The organism is Paenibacillus hebaui (assembly GCF_051934385.1).
Classification (GTDB): Bacteria; Bacillota; Bacilli; order Paenibacillales; family Paenibacillaceae; genus Paenibacillus.
This window is the reverse complement of record NZ_CP196836.1, coordinates 3,788,681-3,808,310: the sequence shown is the minus strand read 5'-3', so window position 1 is coordinate 3,808,310 and position 19,630 is coordinate 3,788,681. Positions and strand designations below refer to the sequence as shown.

Below are 19,630 nucleotides of genomic sequence, written 5' to 3'. Positions count from 1 at the left end.
AAATCACGAATGTTGTATAATGCGCCCAATATGAATAATTGGTAAAAACCACTACACCAGCAATGAAAGTCTGGACAACAATACAAACTGTATATATCCATGCTAAAATAAGGAAACCTATCCTTGAATATTGAATTCGATTATTTGGCCGATCTTTAACACCTCCTTTACTTTTTAATGCCATTACAAAATGTTTTAACACTATTTGTAATGAAGTCTTCCTTCGTTACATTAATAAATTTTTTATCCCATAAAGCTGTTGAGATAAAAAAACTAAATAACATAGCTAAAAAAGTAGAAGCTTGTATATAGGAATCGAATTTAACGATCTTGTTCTTTACTTGCATCTTGGTAAAATACTCTGTAATAAAAATCTTTAACTGCTCTGTATTATCAGAAACTAAATCAATTAGTTCAGGCATCGTAAATCGCTCTTGTATAGCAATTAAACAAATAGAATCATTACTTTCCATCAGATCAAGATATAAATTAGCTATCAATCGCAGATCTTGTTCCAAATCCCATACAATATTTTTGTCAAAGGTTTGTTTAAAATTAGGAACAATTGTATTTTTTTCAATAGCAGCTTCCAAGACCCCTTTCTTGGTTTCAAAGTGGCGAAATACTGTCATTTCACTCACATTTGATGCCTCCGCAATTTCTTTTATAGTCACTAAATTAAATCCCTTGTCCTTCATTAATTGAAGAGCTGATTGAAGAATACGATCTGCTGTGCTTAACTTTTTTCCTTGCATAAGTACACCTCACATATATATAATCCCCCCAACGCCTTGCTGTACAAGTGTTTGGAAAAATATGTCGCCAAACTTGGGACAATAATTAGTCTCATGTTATCATATACCATTATATTCTATTCTTCTCACTTTTTTTATTACAGTAAGTACTAACCAAAATAGAACCAACGTTATGACTGGATGTATTGCCCCCATTCCTGGAATATTAATGCTAACATATTGAAGTGGAACGATAAGAAGGAATAATCCAACCACCTGCCAGCGAATAAGCTTGGAAAGTTTCCCAGTAAAAGATAGTACCAGCATGAGGATTGGTATAAATTGAAACCAAATCACGAATGTTGTATAATGCGCCCAATATGAATAATTGGTAAAAACCACTACACCAGCAATGAAAGTCTGGACAACAATACAAACTGCAAATATCCATGCTAAAATAAGGAAACCTTTGAATATTGAATTTGATTATTTAAATGAGCCAATCTTTAAAACCTCCTTTACTTTTTAATTCCATGACAAAATGTTTGAATAATAAATGTTAGTTAGTTATAACTAACATTTATTATTATTGATTATATCTCTTAATAACTGGATAGTCAAAAGTTCTTGTCAAAAAATCATAACATAGAAAAATAACCCAATCAGGCAATGGTCTGGTATTCTTAAGTTCTCACAAAGGTTAAGCTGATGCACTTCTGCAAGGGGCCCGCACGCTGTAATTGATATTGCAATGCCCTTTCTCTAAGTTTCCCATGCTTTCCAAAAATAGATACAATGAAAACACTTTTTGTTCAACTTTTGTATTAAAGTTACATTAAAAAGCACTTTTATCACCATTCCTGCCTTCGCAATGCAGAAAAAATATTTTTATTGACCGAGCGGTACAATAATTTTATACTTATATAAAGTAAAGTGTTATGGGAAGGAGACACGCATGAACAAACGGGGTAGACCTAGAGACTTTAAATACGACAACATTATCGATGCAGCGATGAAGACATTTTGGAAAAATGGATATGAAGCTTGCTCCACACAAGAACTGTGCAGGGATACTGGTCTTGGCAAAGGCAGTTTATATAATACGTTTGGAAGTAAGCATGAACTGTTTAAACAAGTGTTGGAGCGCTATCAAGCCAATGGAATTCGAGACCAATTAGCGTTGCTACAAGGACCGAAATCTGTAAAGACCCGTTTGCATAGCCTTTTAGCGTGGGCGATGACCGAGGATTTTGAACAAGCTAATCAGAACGGATGCTTGTTGATTAATGTGAGTTTAGAACGACCACAAGACCAAATGGTAGAAGGTTTCGTAAGCAAACATGTAGAAAAGCTCAGAGAAGGTCTCGTTAGCGTAATGGAAGAAGGCCTTCAAACGAAGGAAATTTCTAAAGGCAGTTCAGCTGAGGAACTGGCAAGCCTTTTTTTGAGCAGTTATTATGGATTGCGTGTGCTGAATACTTCTATGAAAAATCGAGACCTTTCGAATCAAATAACCACTGGAGTAATTGAGACTATCTTTAGCACTTAGTGTGCTTTTTTTTAACTTATTTCTGTACCGAACATTACAAAATTAGGAGTGATTATATGCCATCAGTTATATATGTATTGGCTTTTGCAATTTTTTCAATGACAACATCTGAGTTTATGGTGGCTGGTATGATGCCTGAGTTAGCAGAGGCTTTTAGTGTATCCATATCCAGCATTGGTTTTCTAATAACTGCGTTTGCAGCGTCTATGGTTCTAGGAGGACCGATTTTAACAGCTATATTGCTTAAAATCCGTAGCAAACAAGCGATTCTCGTTCTTATAATTGTTTTTTTTATTGGTCAGACACTTGGCGCGCTTGCTTGGAACTACGAAATGATGATGGTTGCTCGGATTATTACAGGGACCGCATCTTCCGCAACCTTTGGCATTGCCATTTCGCTTTCTGCCTCGTTAGTTGGTTCTGAATTAAGAGGAAGAGCCGTATCAGTGGTTCTTGCAGGGCTAATGATTTCCATGGTTGTAGGGTTGCCCGTAACGACCTTCATTTCCCAAGAATTGGGATGGCGCGTCAGTTTTTGGGCGGTTGCATTGCTAGTATTTGTAGCAGGTATTATTATTTTATCGAAATTGCCTTCCTCTCCAGCACCTGGCGCTATCCAGTTTAAGAAAGAGTTGGAGCCATTTCGCAATCGCCATCTATGGGCGGCATATGCAACTAGTACACTTATCATCGGCGGTACTTTCGCTGGCTTTAGTTTTTTCACTCCCATATTTACGGACATATCTGGATTTTCTGAATCAAGCGTCCCTCTTTTACTTTCCCTATATGGCGGCGCTACTGTGATTGGAAATATTCTTATTGGACGCTATGCCGATCGTTTTACAATGAGGATACTTTTTGTGGGACTCATGATTTTATTCGCGGCTATGATGTTATTTGCAATTGGTGCCGAAACCAAATGGATTGCCATTATTGCTATTCTATTGATTGGCTTGACAGGGGTTTCATTGAATCCAGCCATGGCCACACGAGTGATGAAGACCGCAGGTAGCGGGACAATGATTAACACCGTCCATTCATCTTTTATTACTCTTGGGGTAGTCATTGGTTCCTCACTAGGAGGAGTAGCCATCAGTGGGGGTTATGGCCTTCACTCCCCTTTATGGATTGGCGCAATATTAGCCGCATTAGGCCTGCTATCCTTACTGCCCTATTTTAATTTACAGGTTACTGAAACGAAAAGGCAAAATTAGACTGTATTGTTGTAGATTTGTAAAAAAGATTGATTATTTGTATTAAAGTTTGATTATTTATTATAAAGATTTATTAAAATCACCTCTTATTACATAGAGGTGATTTTCTATTGGTTATTTATGTTAATGTCACTTTAGATTGTGAAAAGATGTACTTAAACTAACGAGGGCTTTACTTGAAGAAGAAGTCAAATAAAAAAGTCGGTTCCTTAATAAACTGTACCCTATGTAAAGGACATTTCTAAAAAAGACCTACATGGCCCGAAGAAGGTGATCTCTGTATTCTACAGGGGTCATCCTTTTTAAGTTCCATTGGTATCTGTAGTGGTTGTAGTAGGTCATATATGATTTAATTTCTCGTTTGACTTCTTCCAGTGTGGTGCAGTCCTTCAGCAATACTTCATCCTTAAAATGACCAAAGAACGACTCCTGCGGAGCGTTATCCCAGCAGTTCCCTCGTCTGGACATGGATTGTCCAAAGCCCATACGTTTCACTTTCTTCTGAAAATCCGGATGGGTATAGTGGGTACCTTGATCCGAATGAATGAACGCGTCTTTGGTCTTCTTCCATCTTCGATTCTTCTGTAAGTGAAGCAACGTATTTGTCGCGAGATCCATGGTAATTCGTTCCGACACATGGTAAGCCAGAATTTCATTGGTGGAGCTGTCCTTGATGGTGGACAGGTAGGCTCGTTTCCCTTTTCCATAAGTTAAGTAGGTAATATCGGTTAGAAGCACTTTGCCCGGCACGCCCTGTTTGAAGTTACGTTGTAACAAGTTAGGCACGGTCCGATGTTCGTGGGTCGCCTTCATCATTCGCTTGTACGGATTGGCCTTTCGAATAGGACATACGATACTATATTTCTTCATGATTCTTCGGATTCGCTTGAGGTTCCAGACGATTTGAAACTTTCCCTCCAGTGTCATCTTGATGGAGCGTGCACCTTTGTAGCGCTTTTTAAAATGGAAGGCCCGGCTGACGTGAACGCGCAACTCTTCATCGGCCTGTTCGCTCCGATGGCGTCTGTGGATGGCTGGAGCGCTAAAGTAGCGGTAGTAGCCGCTTTTAGAGACACCTGCGACCTCGCACAAAACACTCACCATCCGCCTTAGATGGTATTTCTGAATCACGAATCGAATCAATCTGTATCGAAGACCAGGCACTAGTTTTACTCGTGGTTCCACCCCCGTTCGGCCATCCGAATCTTTTTTAAGAGTTCATTCTCTGCTTGGAGCAAACGAATCTGCGCTTCGAGTCTCGCGTTCTTCTCATCCAAGGTTAATTCTCGCTTTAAAGGTCTTCCTGAATGCTTGCCTCTTGCATCGTGTAAACCTAAATCGCCCTGCTCTCTGTATCTGGCTCTCCACCGTTTGGCAGCGGCTTCGATGCGAGTCATTCCAACGATCTCCGCATCCAACCCACAGGACTCAAAAATGTCTCTGGGCGGCTTTCCTTGCTGATTCGATGCAATAAAGAGTTGCTTGAACTCGTCTGTATACGTAATCCCTTTGGTCGATACGGACTTTACATATGGGTTTTTTGAAAGTTGTTTCATTTCTCGATCTGTAAACATTTTTTTACTCATCAGCTTATCTCCATCCTCGTCTCGTTCGTGGCATACAACAAAAATACCCCATAGAGAGACTTTTTTCAAAGTGTCTACTCTATAGGGTACAGTTTATAACGTACAGGGAATTCGACTTTTTTATGTTTGAATTTGCTTAGCGTACAAAATTTCCGAAATGTTGGCGATACCCCTAAAATAACTCTCGATTCGTTGGTTTTCTTTCTATCCCTGGGAATACTGAATGGTGGATCGGCTACACTTAGTTGGACAATAAAAATAGGGGCTTGTAGAATAGATCTATCATATGAAGGAGCGGATCTCTACCATGTCCAAACTAATGTTTCCCGTTTAATCCTTTTTTGACAATGGGAAGTGACTCTCAATCTGGTCAATATCATCTTTTTCTAATTCCCACCCTAAGGCATCTAGATTATCAACGATGTGTTCCTTGTTCGCAGCTTTAGGGATCGAAACTAATCCTTGCTGTCTTAAAGCCCAGTTTAATGCAACTTGATATGCTGTTTTACCGTATTTGCCCCCTATTGTGTTCAGTATATTTCTTTCTTTTGAGCCCACTTCAGGAAAACCTTTCATACCAAATGTATGTATATGAGGAGCAAATCCAAATGGTGAATATCCCATAATTGTGATCCCATTCTCTTCTGCAAAGGGTAAAATCTGATTCTCTATGCTTCTATCGTTTAAATGGTAAGGTACTTGATTACATATTAAAGGAACAGTTCCTAAATGATATTGAGCTTCTTTCATTAATTGAATGCTAAAGTTACTCACCCCAATATATTTGACTAATCCCTTATTGACTAATTCAATCATAGCCCCCATTGTTTCTGAAACATCATGTTGTTGACTAGGCCAATGCTGTAAATACAAGTCAATGTGGCTTGTTTTTAAGCGTTCTAAACTTGCCTCTGCCGCTCTAAGGACTCCTTTGTAAGAACTATTTTTTGCAGAAACTTTAGTCACAAGAAAAACATCATTTCTAATATCATGGATGGCTTGACCAACAATTTTCTCTGCTCCTCCATTCCCATATTCTTCAGCAGTGTCAATCAGAGTAAGTCCATTCCTAATACCAAAACGCAACGCTTCTACTTCCTCTTTTTCTTCCTGCTTATCTTCACCATATTTCCAAGTTCCTTGGCCTATAACGGGAATGCTTACTTCCGTGTTACCTAGCTTACGATATAGCATCTACAAAACCTCCTGAGAATACTGAAAACTTATTCATATACCAACATTCTTTATTCATGTTAACTGCTTAGCTTAACGAAAAATGGAGCATCTACCGGAAAACTGCTCCTTGCTGTTTTGACTAACGTTTCCCGTTAGTTGAATAAACGAACTAGACACTCCTATGAAGCTTGACATTAAATTCTGTCGTTGTAGCAGTAACGTACTCCATATAATTCACAGAGCCGTTAAAGTTTAAATAAGCTTCATAACGCATGCGGATTCCAGGTAAAGTAATCAAATCCAGAACATTTTCCTTTGGAACCCACCTGCATTCGCTCGTTTCATTAGAAGTAGTTAACTCTCCCCCCACAGCTTTACACGCGAAATCAAACATGACCTTCGTAGGTACATTAGTCACTCCGTCATACCACTTATGGATTGCTGTATTCGAAACAACACTAATTAAATGACTAACCGTGGCGTCTATTCCACTTTCTTCTTTGATTTCACGAATCACGCCATCAATCAGGTTTTCTCCAACTTCAGTTATCCCACCAGGATACACCCAACCATCATCATGAGCTTTTACTAAAAGGATATTTCCATTTCCATCTTCTACAATTCCGCCTGCAGAAACAATATGTGTCGGGAACGACATTTTAAACCTCCAGATAAATAGATTTGTATATTTATTCCACATAATCCTCGTACTTTCCTGCCTCTGTGAATTTCTATGAGGTACTCTCGACACGATCCAACTAACCTGCCCGTTAGCTTAATGAATAGTGGGCGAAAATCGATTAGATACATGGCTAATCGGTAATCGGACTATGTTCTTGTCCATTTCGGCAATCGGTACAAGTTCTTGTCCTCGGCTCGGGACACGAACTTGTACCGATAAAATAAAAAAGCCGCTAAAATAGCGACTTTAGTGGGATTATGTTCTTGTCTCCCGCCATCAAAGTCAGTCAAAGTCAATACATGACAACTCTCTTCGACAAACTTACGCCGAAGATGTGCCCAGCATAGGCAAGATGTCTTCCCTGCTAGATTCGCATAGCCGGAGTAAGCATCGCTATGTAAGTATCCCTTGAACCCTTTCAGGAACGCTTGCGGGTACTTTGCCCCTCGTCTTGGTTGGTACTCAAAGATCCGTATGGGATGCACACTATGCTGCCCGCTGCTGTAGATCCACATGTAGGAGGGGGGCGTGTTCTTCCGTCCCTTCTCATTCATTACCTGCAAGGGTGTCTCATCCGCATGCAGATATCGCTCTTGTACAAGTAGCCGAGATCACCTTTGATAAATTTCACGTCATGAAGCTGGTGAATGAAGCCGTTGATGAAGTCCGGATCGCCGAGCAGAGGCAACCGCCGGCGTCGAAGCACATCAATCTGAAATAAAAAATGCCCAGAATGAACTTAATCAGTCTGGGCAATTGTTTGATACTTTTTTGAAAAAATTCGGATTTATATGCCGTAATTTGTTTTCAATCGGTCATTGATAGCAAAGGTACCTGAGTATGTCGAATAGATAATTTCATTTCCTGCAACGTTATCCTGGTTATAAATACCCCCAAGTGTCCAATTGACAGGCATGGCGTAAGTGTCCCAAGTGCCTGTGATTTCGTGGAAAATTTTAATACCGCCGACGATTCCCATATTCAATGCGATTTCGCTACCGGGTACACCGTCCAAATCGGAAATGCCCCCTGATATGAGAATCCAATTGGCGCCCACGTCATAATCTTTCATGATTCCTGTTTTATCATGCAGAAATCTAAGGTTTCCGTTAACGTTAAACACTAACTCTGCTCCGGCAACGCCGTCTGTATCTGCAATGCCTCCTTTTAAGAGCCACCAATTGCTGTTCATCGGGTAGCTGCTCGTTGTCTGTGACGCGTCGTGTACAATTTTTACGGTACCGCTTACATTAAAGATAAGATCAATCCCTGGAGCTCCATCCGTATCCGCTGCGCCCATTATAAACCAGTTGCTTGCAAGTGGGTATATACGGGAGCTGCCGTCGGATTCTTTAATTGTGATATTGGAGCCGCTATTGTAGACGGTTTCAATAGCTCCGTCGCCATCCGTATCCCAACCACCCATTACAATATCGGCTGCGTAACTCGTGGGCAAATACGCGAAGAACAGTAGTGTGGCCGTTACAAATAGACCCAGTAGCCTTTTTTTCATTTGATAATCCCTCCAATAGTAAATTTGTACCTACGAAGATAATACTTCTATTTATAAGATAGAAACCCCTTCTTTTAATGTAAAGTTTTACAAAAATTTACGACTAGCGTTGCATTAATTTTATCTGGATGTTCATAATCTTCTGTCTTTACATCGTCTCGCACCGGTCAAGGAGCCACAGGGGAAACTGGGTAATGTCGGTTACCCATTTCTGATTCGGTTTTTCCGCACGGAAGTCACGCTTCAAGCGGGTTCTCTGCTACACGCTGAGCAGGTGCATACGAACTGCTAGAGCGTCGTTTACGACGAATTAGGGATTGAATACCGAGCGTTTGCATCAGGCGGAGTACCTTCTTGTGGTTCATCCAAAATCCCTTGATCTTGCCAAAGGAACAACTGGAGCTGTCGATAACCATATTTGCCTTCATATCGTTGATACGTTTGAAGCACCTGTTTCTTCGCCTTTGCATCGCGATCAATTCGTTTACGTTTTGCATAGGCATAAAACCCACTCCGGGACACACCAAACACGCGGCAGAGTTTCTGGATATCACCGTATGCCGCTACCTTTTCCATGATCTGAAATCTCTCTTGTTTGCTTCCTCCTTCCAGGCTACCAAGCACTTTTTTAGCAACTCATTCTCCCGTTTCAGGTTTTGCACATAGCGGTCTTGATCCATGTATTCTTTTCGGCGACCACGCTGATCCATCAGTCCGAACTCGCCTTGTTCCCGATATTTTCGCATCCATCTCTTCATTCGTCCCGGGTCATGAATCCCCAAATGTTCATTAATCTTTCGGTAAGTCCACCCCTCAACAGTATGTAGACGAATGGCCTCTTTTTTAATCTTCTCCGAATACGTTTTAAACGTTTGCCCCTTTATCGCCATAAAAAATGCTCCCCCTAGAATTTTATCGGTTAAACTTAGGGGGTTTTCCAATGTCTATTCTAAGGGGTGCACTTCATCATTCAGAGGTTGTTTTGTATTTATTTATTCTTTGAAAAGTTAAAAATTGTAGACAGAGATTGATTCACTTTCAGAAGAAACGTTTATTTCAGCGTCAACTTTAAAGACATCACGCAACATTTTCTGTGTAATGACATCTCGAGGAATGCCAAAGTCATAAAGTTCTCCAGATTGAAGCACAATGATTTGATCTGAAATCATAGCTGCTTGATTAATATCATGTAGGACTAGGATGATTGTGATGCCTTGTTCGATATTTAGGCGTTTAATCAGTTCAATAATCTCAAGTTGGTGATGGATGTCTAGATAGGACGTAGGTTCATCTAATAACAAGATAGCAGGCTGTTGAGCTAGTGCCATTGCAATCCATGCCCTCTGGCGCTCCCCTCCAGACAAACTATCTACTGTTCTTTCTGCTAAGTCCACTAAGTGGGTAAGTGAGATGGCCTGATCTACTATTGCATGATCTTCTTGATTTAATCGTTTAAATTTCCTTTTATGTGGGAAACGGCCATATTCAATTAACTGTCTAACCGTAACCTCCGGATTGCTCTCATGTACTTGCATTAAAAAGGCTAGCTCTCTAGCAAATGCTTTTCTACTCCATGTATTGATTTCGCTATTCTTAAATAAAATTTCTCCATCCGTAGTCTGAATTTGCTTTCCAAGTGCCTTTAAAAGTGTACTTTTACCACAACCATTTGGTCCAAGAATACTGTGAATCCTTCCTGCTTCAAACTGAAGAGTTAAAGCCGAAATAACCTCATTATCATGATATCCAATATGAACATTTTTTGCTTCAAGTGTCATATCGTTCTCTTCTTTCGTAACAAATATAAGAAAAATGGAGCACCTATAACGCCCATAATTATACCCACTGGCAGCTCAATTGGTGCGAAGGCAACACGGCCAATAGTGTCAGATAAACACAGTACGGTCACTCCGAGCAACGCTGAAGCTGGCAGCAATATTCGATAATCATTTCCAACCATAAGCCTGGCAGCATGAGGAACGATTAATCCAACAAAACCAAGAAGACCGACAATACTTATTGCACTGGCAGCAAGCAGCGCGCTTATAGCAATAAACCATAAACGATAACCCTCCGTGTTTAATCCAAGTGATTTGGATTCAGCATCGCCCAGTAATAACACATTCATTCGTTGGGCACTTAGTAAAGCCAATACTAGCCCAATAATGCTATAAGGAATGATAATTTCTACATGCCCCCAACTCTTTGCAGAAAGGTTACCAACCATAAAGGAAATAGCTCCTTGTATACGATCACTATAAAATGTATACAGTGCTGAGACTCCAGAGTTTAAAAAAGCAGAGGTTGCAATTCCAGCGAGGATTATTCTCATAGGAGAAACTCCCTTGTCCCAAGCTAGCATATATATGAGCAAGGCTGAAGCCAAAGCTCCAATAAATGCAACAGGAACTAACAAATATGAAAAGGCAGGAAACATTAGCAACAGGGTTGTTCCGAATAAACCTGCACCAGAGGAAACACCGATAATATGGGGGTCAGCCATAGGGTTACGCATAACCCCTTGTAACAATGCACCCGAAATAGCTAAATTCATGCCCACAAACACGGCTACAAGTGTACGAGGTAGCCTAATATTCCATATTATTGCGTAATATTCGGAATCTGTGTTCCCCAGTAAAATACTTATAATCGACTGTATGTGCACAGAAACTGCTCCAAAACCTAAACTAATCAGAACACTTAGTATAGCCAAGATAAAAAAGAAACCAATGATGAATAGCTTCCAACTTATCTTTTTTTTAACCCCGTTATTACCATTCATAAAGATTACTTAAAAGTTCTACATACACTTCTAAATAGCTCCCTTCACTATTTTCTTGAGTGCAACAATAACCTAATTTAATTGACTTGAATACACTATGTCAGCCATATATTTATATGAATCGACTACATCCATACCAGGAGCCATTACAAATTTATCTTTGGGAAGAAAGTATATATGGTCGTTTGAGATAGCCGAAAGTGAATTCCAAGCCGGATTCGTTTTAAAATTGCTGTCAATCACCTTTTCAGCCTCCTCATCCGTAGTATGAGAAAGAATAAACAGATAATCGGGATCAATCATGACCATCTCTTCCATACTAAACGGGATATAACCGGCTATAACTTCTCCATCTAATGATTCTGCTACATTACGAAGCTTTAACTGATCAGCAATATCAACCGCTATTGTAGAACCCTGCTCAACAAATACGGCGTCGCCCATCACTGTCACTATGGCATAAGTAGGCATCTCTTTTTCTTCTGGAATCTGATCGATCACTTGATTGATTTCCGAGTTCATCTTTTGTATAAGTTCTTCAGCTTTTCTCTCATTGCCCGTAATTTTCCCCATCAAAGTCATATCCTGTCTCATGTCTTCAATGGATTGGGTGTTAAGGTTTGCGAAAGGAACATTAGCTTCTTTAAAAATTTCTCTTAGTGCACCATGGGTGAAACGCTGGCCAATCACTAAGTCAGGTTTTAATTCCAATACCTTTTCAATATTAGCCTCATGCATAAAGCCTACTTTCGGAACATGGATAGCCTCCTCAGGTGGATCAATGGTAAAAGCATTTGTTATACCGACTGCTTTGCCCCCGACTTGATAAAATGAGTGAAGAACTTGATCATTTAAGACAACAATATTTTGTGGTTTATTTTGGAGTGTGACAAGCTGCCCGTCAAAGTCTTCAAAAGATAGATAAGGTTCAGCTGATTGATTAATAGCAACGTCCTCTCTTTTGCCCTCTTGTTGCTGTGAAGTATTTTGACAACCACTTACAATTACCATCATAATTAAAGTAATAATTATAAATTTAAATCGATGCTTTATCATTTTTGTCCCCTTATTAGATCATTTTTCTTAAAGCCGTATTATCCTTGGTTTACAATTTAACTATGAATGGCTTGTCCGCCACTAGCTGCTTCATCTACGACGAAGCCTTCTTTCTCAAAGTATTTTAAGAAGCGCACGAATTTTATTCACACGTCACCCCTCTATATCAAATGAACTGCAGAAACAAGATTCTACATTTATAAGCATATCCTCAGATTTATAATAGCTGAATGGCTCTGCTGAGCTATTCGAGGGAGACAATATGGTTTAATTGTAAACAATCTGTGAACCTGTTTCTTATACCATTAAATAGCTCCCTCTATACATGATTTGAATAAAAAAGGCCCCCACAATGATGTATTCGATCATTGTGGGGGCATCTTTTAAATATCAGTTTAATTCAGATATGAGTATGAATAATACCGACTCACCTTATAATAGGAAAAGCCGCTATTACAGCGACTTTAATGGTATTTGCTTGTGTTCAAGGTGCTTACATATGCTGTAGACCCCAGTTTTGCAATTGCAATAAAATCGGGGTGAGACTATGTCCTTTATCTGTTAGTGAGTATTCGACACGAGGGGGCATTTCAGCATAAGCAACGCGGTTCACTAGCCCACCTTCTTCAAGCTCACGCAATTGACGCGTAAGTGTACGATGCGTCACCGTGGAGAGCAATTTTTGTAGTTCGTTAAACCGTATAATATCTTTATTCAATAACTGGTACAAAATCAGAATCTTCCACTTCCCGCCGATTGCATTAACTGCAAATTCGACCGGACAAGTACTGCAATTTTCCAGTGGTTCGATCTCCATAAGTTTACCTCCAATAGTATCACGAGAGATACCAGATATCCCAAATGTGCGTACTTACATAAAGTTTGTAAGTTGGTTATTATGAATATAACATTTAGTTCGATACTGAACAAATGAATGTAACTATAAGGAGCTGTTGTATATATGGAAACGATATTAGTCTATGGAGCGTCAGGGGTACAAGGTGGAGCGGTAGCAAGATTGTTAACTTCCAAAGGAGTAGCAGTTCGCACAATTACACGTCATGAGAAGAACGTAACGGCTTTGAAAGAACAAGGCATAGATGCATTTGTTGGCGATCTGTCTGTACTGGAAACTCTGAATGAAGTTAACAACGGTGTTGATAAAGTTTTCTTGAATATGCCAATCGAGTATGACACAGCATTAATGAAGCAACAGATTACGAATGCTGTTGAAGCTGCCCGACAAGCGAACGTAAAATTAATCGTTGTGAATTCCAATGGCTTTCTACCAGAACAGCCAACCGATACCCAAACGTTGGATGTTAAAAGAGAAATGATCGAGTACGTTCAAAACAGTGGTATTCCAACCATTTTGGTAAAACCCACACTCTATATGGAGAACTTCTTGATTCCGGGTCTAATCAATAATGGGATGCTTTTCTACCCTGTTCCAGCAGATAAACCAATCCCATGGATCAGTTCCGAAGACGCAGCGCAATATCATGATTATGCGTTAAGCCATCCTGAGCTGGCAGGACAAGTGCTGTTAGCTCCAGGTCCGGAAGCACTTACTGGTGCAGAACTGGGCGAGCGTTTTACACAAGCGTTGGGAAAAGATATAACCTTCAATTTCCTGAACTATGATGATTTTGAAGCAGCTCTCACGCCAGTAATGGGGGCAAAACAAGCAGCTGGTGTTGCGGGCTTCTATCGTTGGATCGGAGCCAATATTGATTCACTGAACTACTATGACGTGAAAGATCGCGTGGTTGTCCCTGATCTCCAACTGACCTCGCTGAAGGATTGGTTGCAACAACCGCATGTAAATACAATGTTTGGTTCTTAAGAGTAGATTCAGTAGCATCACTCTAGAATTCGTTGAAATAATGCCTTTATCTCTCAGGGGATGTGCTATAGTACATTCCCTGAGAGATTATTTTATCAGCCACCCTACTTTATGTTGTCTCAAGGCTATACTCCACGGCCCTTCCACTTGGCGTTTCCACCCTTAAAAACACTTCTTATCGGAGTGAGGCTTGATTAGATTTTCCTTTCCATAATACTGTAAGTCCTAAACCAATGATCAGAACTATTCCCGCAAAAAGGTAAGGGTAATGAATGTTAATATCAAATAGTATACCACCCAGTGCTGGACCAAAAAAATTCCCCAAGCTAGTGTAAGTAGAGTTCATACCTGCTACAAAACCTTGCTGTTTACCAGCAGTTTTAGATAAGAAGGTAGTTAGGGCGGGTCTTAACAAATCAAACGCTAAAAAAATAAAACAAGTTACAATTAAAACGGATGTGAAGCTAGTTACAACAGTAGATATGAAAGCTAAAACCGAAGCCATGATTAGGCAGAGCTGAATCACCATTTTTTCGCCTAATTTATTTACTAATTTCCCGAACAATAAAATTTGAATAATCACAGCTACAATTGAACTTATTGTGATAATGCTTGCGATATCCTTGGGAGTAAAGCCAAATTTCTCATCAGAAAACAAGCTGAATACCGTTTCGTAGGCAGATAAACCGAAAGCAAGGACAAAGACCATAATAAACGCTATTAAGTAGATTGGTTGAATTGATTTCTTTAAATCCTTAATGAAGCTAGATCCCTTTGTGTTTGACGATAGTTGTTCCATCTCTTCATGTGACAGAGGCTCTTTTAATATAAGTGAAGAGGAAATAGCAGCTAAGAGTGCCATAGCAGCGGCGAAGAAAAATGGCATCCTAATTCCATAATCGGCAATAAACCCACCCACACCTGGCCCAATAATAAATCCGGTGCTGATCGCAGCGGAGACGTATCCCATCGCCTTTGGTCTATCCTCTGTAGTAGTAATATCAGCCACGTATGCTGTTACAGCAGGCATGATAAAGGCAGCACTTATTCCTCCCAGTACCCTGGACAAATAAAGTATTGAAACATGTGTTCCTAGTCCAAAAATCAATTCTGATAAACTGAATACCAGTAAACCGATAACGATCATTTTTTTTCTTCCAAAACGATCAACCCATCTACCAGCAAAAGGCGAAATAACTAACTGGGATAAGGCATAAACTGCAACCAGATAGCCCATTGTACTTCCGGATAAATCCAACATGTCTTTGAAAGAAGGCATTACAGGAACAATTAATCCAATCCCGAGAAAGGCTGTGAAAATATTACTTAGTAAAATCACCATTATCATTTTTTGATCTTTTAGTGGCTTTTTCATCTGAATACTCCTCTTACTACTGAATTCATATGTCGAACAAATTTCCCTTTTTATACTAAAACCAAAGGGAGATGATTACAGTATAGTCGAGGAGATTAATAGACTCTTTTTATAAAGTAATTCACAATTGTGAGCTAACTTCAAATGATTAGATAACGCTAGATATAAGAGTTAAAATTTTTCACTGAGTTATTATTTCATCATAAGATATAGTCTATAAGCTTTTAGTCTATTTTTACATAGATGAAGTAAAGTGTTTCGGGCATTTTAATTGATTGATGAAAGTATTTAATATCAACATCTTATTTCTTGAAAATCCATTAATAAGTACTGTAATAAGGATCAAGTTGGGAGAGCGTAAAATATATTGTGTAAATAGAAAAAGGAAGACCTTTTCTAGTAGAATTGAGTTACCACACAACAATTCAGAGAGAGGTCTTCCCTATGAATCATTTTACAACAGATTTAGTTCAAGCTCTAGTCACCAAACAAGATATTACAGAAGTATTTCGCAATCATTTAGAGTCTGCCATGAACCACTTGCTCGAAACGGAGCTTACAGCGTTTCTGGATTATGAAAAATACGACCGTGCTGGCGTGAATTCAGGCAACTCTCGTAACGGATCGTACACTCGTACGCTTCATACCGAGTATGGCGACTTGCAGCTTAGTATGCCTCGGGATCGGAATGGAGTGTTCAAACAGCAGACGGTAGCGCCGTATAAACGTTCCAATGATTCTTTTCTTCAAAAAAAAGTCGCATATTTAGCGACTTTAAATGGACTATATTCTTGTTTCTCGACAAATCTATTCACTAAAGCAGTTTTCACGTTCTGTCTGACCCAGCCTTTGGAGCTACAAAACGGAATAAATACGATTGTTCATACGCAAATTGTAGTTGATCTTCTACCTGGTTGTACCACTTCTTCCCATGCGACAAATCAACAAAACCTGTTGGTAGCATGCGGCGAACACTCACCTGAAATCCCTCCTGTATGAAAGCTTGGGATATAGTATCCAGTGAATGATTTTGCATGGGTATAACCGCGTTGCTATTAATGCGTTCTCGTATCTTGGGTAGACTGGGATTACTCGTATAGTCCGCAAAGGTTGCATAATAGACTCCACCGGCTTTGAGGCAGGATTTGATCTTTGATGCATGTTCATCCAGATTCGGAATCAAGTATAAAACAGCTAGGCTAAAAGCAAAATCAAATCGATGTTGGAACTGTTCAGGCTGTCCGGTAGCATAAAATTCGAGCGGCAGCTCTCCCTTGCGCTGATTTGCAATCTCAACGGATTTGCGTGCCAGATCTGTTCCAATACCTTCTTTGTAAGGACGAAGTTCATAGAGGAGTCTCAAGAATCCACCCTGGTTACACCCGAAATCAAGAATACTTCTTCCCTCCAGATTCTCTTCCGGTATGAAGTTCAGCACTCTCTTCCAGTGTGGAACATGATCATCCTCCATCCCCTGATCCCCTTCTCCAGGATGATGCCACCATTCGTTATATAGCATGTCTTCGTTCAAAATTATAACCTCCTCATTTAAAATACATTTCCAAGTGTCTATTGAGTTTTGGCTGAACCACTCTGACTAGATAAAGCAATACACCCCACAACAATAATGATGCCACCGATTAGTGTCAGCATATCTGGAATCTCCCGCCAAAACATAAAACCAAAAAATCCATTCAGTACAAGACCGAAATAACTAACAACCTGAACTACGATGGCACTCTCATGCGTAAATGCCCGGGTCAGAAACACTTGTCCTAGCAGTGAAACTACACCAATGGCTACTAGGTACACCAATTGAATGAAGTCAGGAACGACAAATTGCTTCCACATAAAAGGTATCGACACCAGTGCAGATGTTGCCACAAAATAAAATACAATTTCATAGGATGGATGTGTTTTACTTAAATACCGAATGGAAATCCCCGCTGCTGCCGAAAAAACAGCACTTAATATTCCTACCAAAGCATAGACTGAATAGCTTGTATACTCATGAGGCTTAGTAAGCAATATGGCACCCAGAAAAATAAAGGGAAGTATACTTAGCATTCTGTTTGAAGGCCGTTCTTTTAGGAAAATAACGGATAGTACAATTACAAATACAGGAGACATCTGTGCGAGTATACTCGCATCCGTCAATGGAATCTTGGATAAGGTGAAGAAATAGGCCAGCATGTACAACCCGCCCAACACGCCTCTTAATGCCAGCATGGGAATTCCTTTTCTGGAAAAAGAAATCTGTCTGGAACGCATTAACACAAGGATCAGAATCGTTCCGATTAGGCCACGGAAGAATGCAATCTCGGCTGGTGGAATCGTTATACTAACCTTCTTTACAAGAACGTTCGTCACGCTGAATACCAAAGATGAGACCAGAGCTAACCAAACACCGTTTTTCATGAGAACCTCTTTCATCACAGCCTATATAAACACATCTATTGCTCCAGAACATATGCAGCTGACAACATGCACTGTGTATATTCATGTCGTTCAGGGGCACTAATTAACTCACTTGCAAAATGATCTATGATTTCTCCATCTTTCATGACGATAATTCGATTGCTCATCTGATGAACAACTGCAATATCATGGGAAATAAACAGGAAAGACATCTCAAGATCAGTCTGCAGTTGTTTCAACAACTGGAGAATATGAGCTTGTACAGTAACATCCAGACTAGAAGTGGGTTCATCACAGATGAGTAACTGTGGTTGAAGACTGATGCCTCTCGCTATCGCAATTCGCTGACGTTGTCCTCCGCTCAGTTCATGGGGGTAACGATCAAGATATTCCGGGCCGAGACCAACCATATCCATCAGCCTTGCCGCTGTTTCACGTCTGGCATGCCTTACATCTGCAAGAAAGGCGGGTTTAACTTCCGGAAAATTATCCAATGGTTCTAGTACGGAACGCCAGACAGGCAATCGATCATTCAGTGAGGCGTTGCTATCTTGAAATACAATCTGCATATGTTGTCTCATATTTCTGAGCAAACTCTTTTTTGCCTGTATAAGTGAAGTCCCATGCATCCGTATATCGCCATGATCCGGCTTCTCTAACACTAACAGCAGACGTGCAAGTGAGCTTTTGCCACTACCACTTTCACCAACAAGGCCCAGACACTCTCCTTTCTGTATGGTGAAGGAAACCTGCCGAACTGCATAAACAACATCCTTACCTTGTCGATATGTTTTGACCAGATTTTCAGCAATCAGTATAGGCTCCACAATCTGCTACCTCCCAAATTTTCTTTCTTATAGACGCTCGTTCTGCTTGTTAGGGATTGAGGGACAAGCTTTCAGCAAAGCTTGCGTATACAGATGATGGGGATCATCCCGAATCTGATCACGTCTGGCTAATTCCACAATGTTCCCTTTTTGCATAACCGCAATCCGATGCGAACGTTTGACTACCTGCCTCAATTCATGTGAAATTAACAGGATTGCACAGCCGACTTCACTTTGAATATCTTCCATTAAATTCATGATAGTTTGTCCTGTGATGCTATCCAATGCGGTGATCGGCTCATCTGCAATCAGCAATGCAGGCTTCAGCATTAATGCGGCAGCAAGCGCAATCCGCTGCAACTGTCCGCCGCTCAATTGGAAGGGATAGCTTCGAAATGATCGCTCTGCAGGGAGCTTCACACGATGCAGCCAGTCCATAGCCATTTCCTTCGCTTCCCTCCGCGTTGCACGGGTATGTGCTCGAATAACTTCCACCAGTTGATGACCCACTTTTATAAATGGCGTAAAGCTGCCTTGATAATCCTGAAACACGCATCCGATAGCTTTGCCACGGAGCGATTTCACATATTGGTTCGAAGCTTCTAGGAGATTTATTCCTTGAAAATAAATTTGACCATGAGTAACGGTAAGAGGTTTCGTCAAGAGGCCAGCAATGGCACTCGCTGTCACACTTTTACCACTTCCGCTTTCTCCGACAAGGGAAAATGTTTCTCCAGTACGAATATCGAATGAAATGTTTTTCGTAATGCGCTGTAAATTTCCTTTATCCAAGACACTAATTTCCAGCTGATTAACTCTAAGGACGGGCTGCATTTTTTGTAATTCCATCAATACTATACCCTCTCCTGTGT

20 protein-coding genes and 3 pseudogenes are annotated in these 19,630 nt (G+C 40.2%); 5 read left to right on the top strand and 18 right to left on the bottom strand.

Features of this window, described 5'->3' with window-relative positions; genetic code table 11:
* Nucleotides 1-167: 167 nt before the first annotated feature.
* Together ACR32F_RS16655 and ACR32F_RS16650 are read right to left on the bottom strand one after the other, a co-directional pair.
* Nucleotides 168-755 carry a TetR/AcrR family transcriptional regulator gene (locus tag ACR32F_RS16655; RefSeq protein WP_440108854.1) on the bottom strand — a complete coding sequence of 196 codons (588 nt, stop codon included), beginning with the start codon at nt 753-755 and terminating at the stop codon, nt 168-170.
* A 99-nt stretch (nt 756-854) separates the two neighbouring features.
* A complete protein-coding gene (locus ACR32F_RS16650; protein ID WP_440119907.1) occupies nt 855-1,148 on the bottom strand; it encodes a DUF6220 domain-containing protein in 294 nt (97 codons plus the stop codon).
* A 541-nt stretch (nt 1,149-1,689) separates the two neighbouring features.
* Here ACR32F_RS16650 and ACR32F_RS16645 point away from each other — a divergent pair.
* Both ACR32F_RS16645 and ACR32F_RS16640 read left to right on the top strand, forming a co-directional pair.
* Nucleotides 1,690-2,283, top strand: a complete 594-nt coding sequence (locus ACR32F_RS16645) for a TetR/AcrR family transcriptional regulator (RefSeq protein WP_440108852.1) — start codon at nt 1,690-1,692, stop codon at nt 2,281-2,283.
* Nucleotides 2,284-2,339: 56 nt separating this feature from the next.
* Entirely contained in the window at nt 2,340-3,497 is a 1,158-nt protein-coding gene (locus ACR32F_RS16640; RefSeq protein WP_440108850.1) for an MFS transporter, read from the top strand.
* 252 nt (nt 3,498-3,749) lie between these two features.
* Here ACR32F_RS16640 and ACR32F_RS16635 read toward each other — a convergent pair.
* From ACR32F_RS16635 to ACR32F_RS16620, 4 genes and pseudogenes are all read right to left on the bottom strand, one after another.
* A protein-coding gene (locus tag ACR32F_RS16635; RefSeq protein WP_440108848.1) for an IS3 family transposase occupies nt 3,750-5,083 on the bottom strand; the annotation gives its coding sequence in 2 pieces (ribosomal slippage) (nt 3,750-4,679 and nt 4,682-5,083; 1,332 coding nt in all).
* A gap of 330 nt (nt 5,084-5,413) precedes the next feature.
* Nucleotides 5,414-6,277: an aldo/keto reductase gene (locus ACR32F_RS16630; RefSeq protein WP_440108846.1), complete on the bottom strand. Its 864-nt coding sequence runs from the start codon at nt 6,275-6,277 to the stop codon at nt 5,414-5,416.
* 151 nt (nt 6,278-6,428) lie between these two features.
* Nucleotides 6,429-6,917: an NUDIX hydrolase gene (locus tag ACR32F_RS16625; protein WP_440108844.1), complete on the bottom strand. Its 489-nt coding sequence runs from the start codon at nt 6,915-6,917 to the stop codon at nt 6,429-6,431.
* 335 nt (nt 6,918-7,252) lie between these two features.
* Nucleotides 7,253-7,543 (bottom strand): annotated as a pseudogene (locus ACR32F_RS16620) (IS66 family transposase); the annotation flags it as partial.
* A gap of 2 nt (nt 7,544-7,545) precedes the next feature.
* Here ACR32F_RS16620 and ACR32F_RS16615 point away from each other — a divergent pair.
* Nucleotides 7,546-7,644, top strand: a pseudogene (locus tag ACR32F_RS16615) (transposase); the annotation flags it as partial.
* An 84-nt stretch (nt 7,645-7,728) separates the two neighbouring features.
* On the opposite strand, the gene ACR32F_RS16610 reads toward ACR32F_RS16615, so the two are convergent.
* The 7 genes from ACR32F_RS16610 to ACR32F_RS16580 all read right to left on the bottom strand — a co-directional run bounded on the left by ACR32F_RS16610 (nt 7,729) and on the right by ACR32F_RS16580 (nt 13,109).
* Nucleotides 7,729-8,454 (bottom strand): hypothetical protein, encoded by a 726-nt coding sequence (locus ACR32F_RS16610; protein WP_440108842.1) that lies wholly within the window; start codon nt 8,452-8,454, stop codon nt 7,729-7,731.
* A gap of 300 nt (nt 8,455-8,754) precedes the next feature.
* Nucleotides 8,755-9,030, bottom strand: a complete 276-nt coding sequence (locus ACR32F_RS16605) for a hypothetical protein (RefSeq protein WP_440108840.1) — start codon at nt 9,028-9,030, stop codon at nt 8,755-8,757.
* On the bottom strand, nt 9,018-9,344 hold the full coding sequence (locus ACR32F_RS16600; protein ID WP_440108838.1) for a transposase: 327 nt from the start codon (nt 9,342-9,344) through the stop codon (nt 9,018-9,020). The genes ACR32F_RS16605 and ACR32F_RS16600 overlap by 13 nt, the downstream gene beginning before the upstream one ends.
* 117 nt (nt 9,345-9,461) lie before the next feature.
* The gene (locus ACR32F_RS16595) at nt 9,462-10,232 is read right to left on the bottom strand and encodes an ABC transporter ATP-binding protein (protein ID WP_440108836.1); all 771 of its coding nucleotides are present in this window, start codon (nt 10,230-10,232) and stop codon (nt 9,462-9,464) included.
* Nucleotides 10,229-11,236, bottom strand: a complete 1,008-nt coding sequence (locus ACR32F_RS16590; protein WP_440108834.1) for a FecCD family ABC transporter permease — start codon at nt 11,234-11,236, stop codon at nt 10,229-10,231. Before ACR32F_RS16590 ends, ACR32F_RS16595 begins: the two co-directional genes overlap by 4 nt.
* A 72-nt stretch (nt 11,237-11,308) precedes the next feature.
* Entirely contained in the window at nt 11,309-12,292 is a 984-nt protein-coding gene (locus tag ACR32F_RS16585) for an ABC transporter substrate-binding protein (protein ID WP_440108832.1), read from the bottom strand.
* Between the two features lie 493 nt (nt 12,293-12,785).
* Complete coding sequence (locus ACR32F_RS16580; RefSeq protein ID WP_440108830.1) at nt 12,786-13,109, bottom strand: winged helix-turn-helix transcriptional regulator; 324 nt, start codon at nt 13,107-13,109, stop codon at nt 12,786-12,788.
* 144 nt (nt 13,110-13,253) lie between these two features.
* Between ACR32F_RS16580 and ACR32F_RS16575 the strand changes: the two genes are divergently transcribed.
* Nucleotides 13,254-14,138, top strand: a complete 885-nt coding sequence (locus ACR32F_RS16575) for an SDR family oxidoreductase (RefSeq protein WP_440108828.1) — start codon at nt 13,254-13,256, stop codon at nt 14,136-14,138.
* 175 nt (nt 14,139-14,313) lie between these two features.
* Here ACR32F_RS16575 and ACR32F_RS16570 read toward each other — a convergent pair whose 3' ends face one another.
* Nucleotides 14,314-15,519 (bottom strand): MFS transporter, encoded by a 1,206-nt coding sequence (locus ACR32F_RS16570; protein WP_440119906.1) that lies wholly within the window; start codon nt 15,517-15,519, stop codon nt 14,314-14,316.
* Nucleotides 15,520-15,957: 438 nt separating this feature from the next.
* Here ACR32F_RS16570 and ACR32F_RS16565 point away from each other — a divergent pair.
* Nucleotides 15,958-16,254, top strand: a pseudogene (locus ACR32F_RS16565) (transposase); the annotation flags it as partial.
* A gap of 85 nt (nt 16,255-16,339) precedes the next feature.
* Here ACR32F_RS16565 and ACR32F_RS16560 read toward each other — a convergent pair.
* The 4 genes from ACR32F_RS16560 to ACR32F_RS16545 are packed head-to-tail and all read right to left on the bottom strand — an operon-like array spanning nt 16,340 to nt 19,607.
* Nucleotides 16,340-17,044, bottom strand: a complete 705-nt coding sequence (locus ACR32F_RS16560) for a class I SAM-dependent methyltransferase (protein WP_440108826.1) — start codon at nt 17,042-17,044, stop codon at nt 16,340-16,342.
* Between the two features lie 38 nt (nt 17,045-17,082).
* Nucleotides 17,083-17,931 carry a DMT family transporter gene (locus ACR32F_RS16555; RefSeq protein ID WP_440108824.1) on the bottom strand — a complete coding sequence of 283 codons (849 nt, stop codon included), beginning with the start codon at nt 17,929-17,931 and terminating at the stop codon, nt 17,083-17,085.
* A gap of 35 nt (nt 17,932-17,966) precedes the next feature.
* Entirely contained in the window at nt 17,967-18,758 is a 792-nt protein-coding gene (locus tag ACR32F_RS16550) for an ABC transporter ATP-binding protein (protein WP_440108822.1), read from the bottom strand.
* 27 nt (nt 18,759-18,785) lie between these two features.
* Nucleotides 18,786-19,607, bottom strand: a complete 822-nt coding sequence (locus tag ACR32F_RS16545) for an ABC transporter ATP-binding protein (RefSeq protein WP_440119905.1) — start codon at nt 19,605-19,607, stop codon at nt 18,786-18,788.
* Nucleotides 19,608-19,630: the final 23 nt, after the last annotated feature.

Excerpts from the sequence above, each read along its gene's own strand:
- ACR32F_RS16655 (WP_440108854.1), bottom strand. The coding sequence starts at position 755 with ATGCAAGGAAAAAAGTTAAGCACAGCAGATCGTATTCTTCAATCAGCT.
- ACR32F_RS16645 (WP_440108852.1), top strand. The coding sequence starts at position 1,690 with ATGAACAAACGGGGTAGACCTAGAGACTTTAAATACGACAACATTATC.
- ACR32F_RS16640 (WP_440108850.1), top strand. The coding sequence starts at position 2,340 with ATGCCATCAGTTATATATGTATTGGCTTTTGCAATTTTTTCAATGACA.
- ACR32F_RS16630 (WP_440108846.1), bottom strand. The coding sequence starts at position 6,277 with ATGCTATATCGTAAGCTAGGTAACACGGAAGTAAGCATTCCCGTTATA.
- ACR32F_RS16625 (WP_440108844.1), bottom strand. The coding sequence starts at position 6,917 with ATGTCGTTCCCGACACATATTGTTTCTGCAGGCGGAATTGTAGAAGAT.
- ACR32F_RS16610 (WP_440108842.1), bottom strand. The coding sequence starts at position 8,454 with ATGAAAAAAAGGCTACTGGGTCTATTTGTAACGGCCACACTACTGTTC.
- ACR32F_RS16605 (WP_440108840.1), bottom strand. The coding sequence starts at position 9,030 with ATGGAAAAGGTAGCGGCATACGGTGATATCCAGAAACTCTGCCGCGTG.
- ACR32F_RS16600 (WP_440108838.1), bottom strand. The coding sequence starts at position 9,344 with ATGGCGATAAAGGGGCAAACGTTTAAAACGTATTCGGAGAAGATTAAA.
- ACR32F_RS16595 (WP_440108836.1), bottom strand. The coding sequence starts at position 10,232 with ATGACACTTGAAGCAAAAAATGTTCATATTGGATATCATGATAATGAG.
- ACR32F_RS16590 (WP_440108834.1), bottom strand. The coding sequence starts at position 11,236 with ATGAATGGTAATAACGGGGTTAAAAAAAAGATAAGTTGGAAGCTATTC.
- ACR32F_RS16585 (WP_440108832.1), bottom strand. The coding sequence starts at position 12,292 with ATGATAAAGCATCGATTTAAATTTATAATTATTACTTTAATTATGATG.
- ACR32F_RS16580 (WP_440108830.1), bottom strand. The coding sequence starts at position 13,109 with ATGGAGATCGAACCACTGGAAAATTGCAGTACTTGTCCGGTCGAATTT.
- ACR32F_RS16575 (WP_440108828.1), top strand. The coding sequence starts at position 13,254 with ATGGAAACGATATTAGTCTATGGAGCGTCAGGGGTACAAGGTGGAGCG.
- ACR32F_RS16555 (WP_440108824.1), bottom strand. The coding sequence starts at position 17,931 with ATGAAAAACGGTGTTTGGTTAGCTCTGGTCTCATCTTTGGTATTCAGC.
- ACR32F_RS16545 (WP_440119905.1), bottom strand. The coding sequence starts at position 19,607 with ATGGAATTACAAAAAATGCAGCCCGTCCTTAGAGTTAATCAGCTGGAA.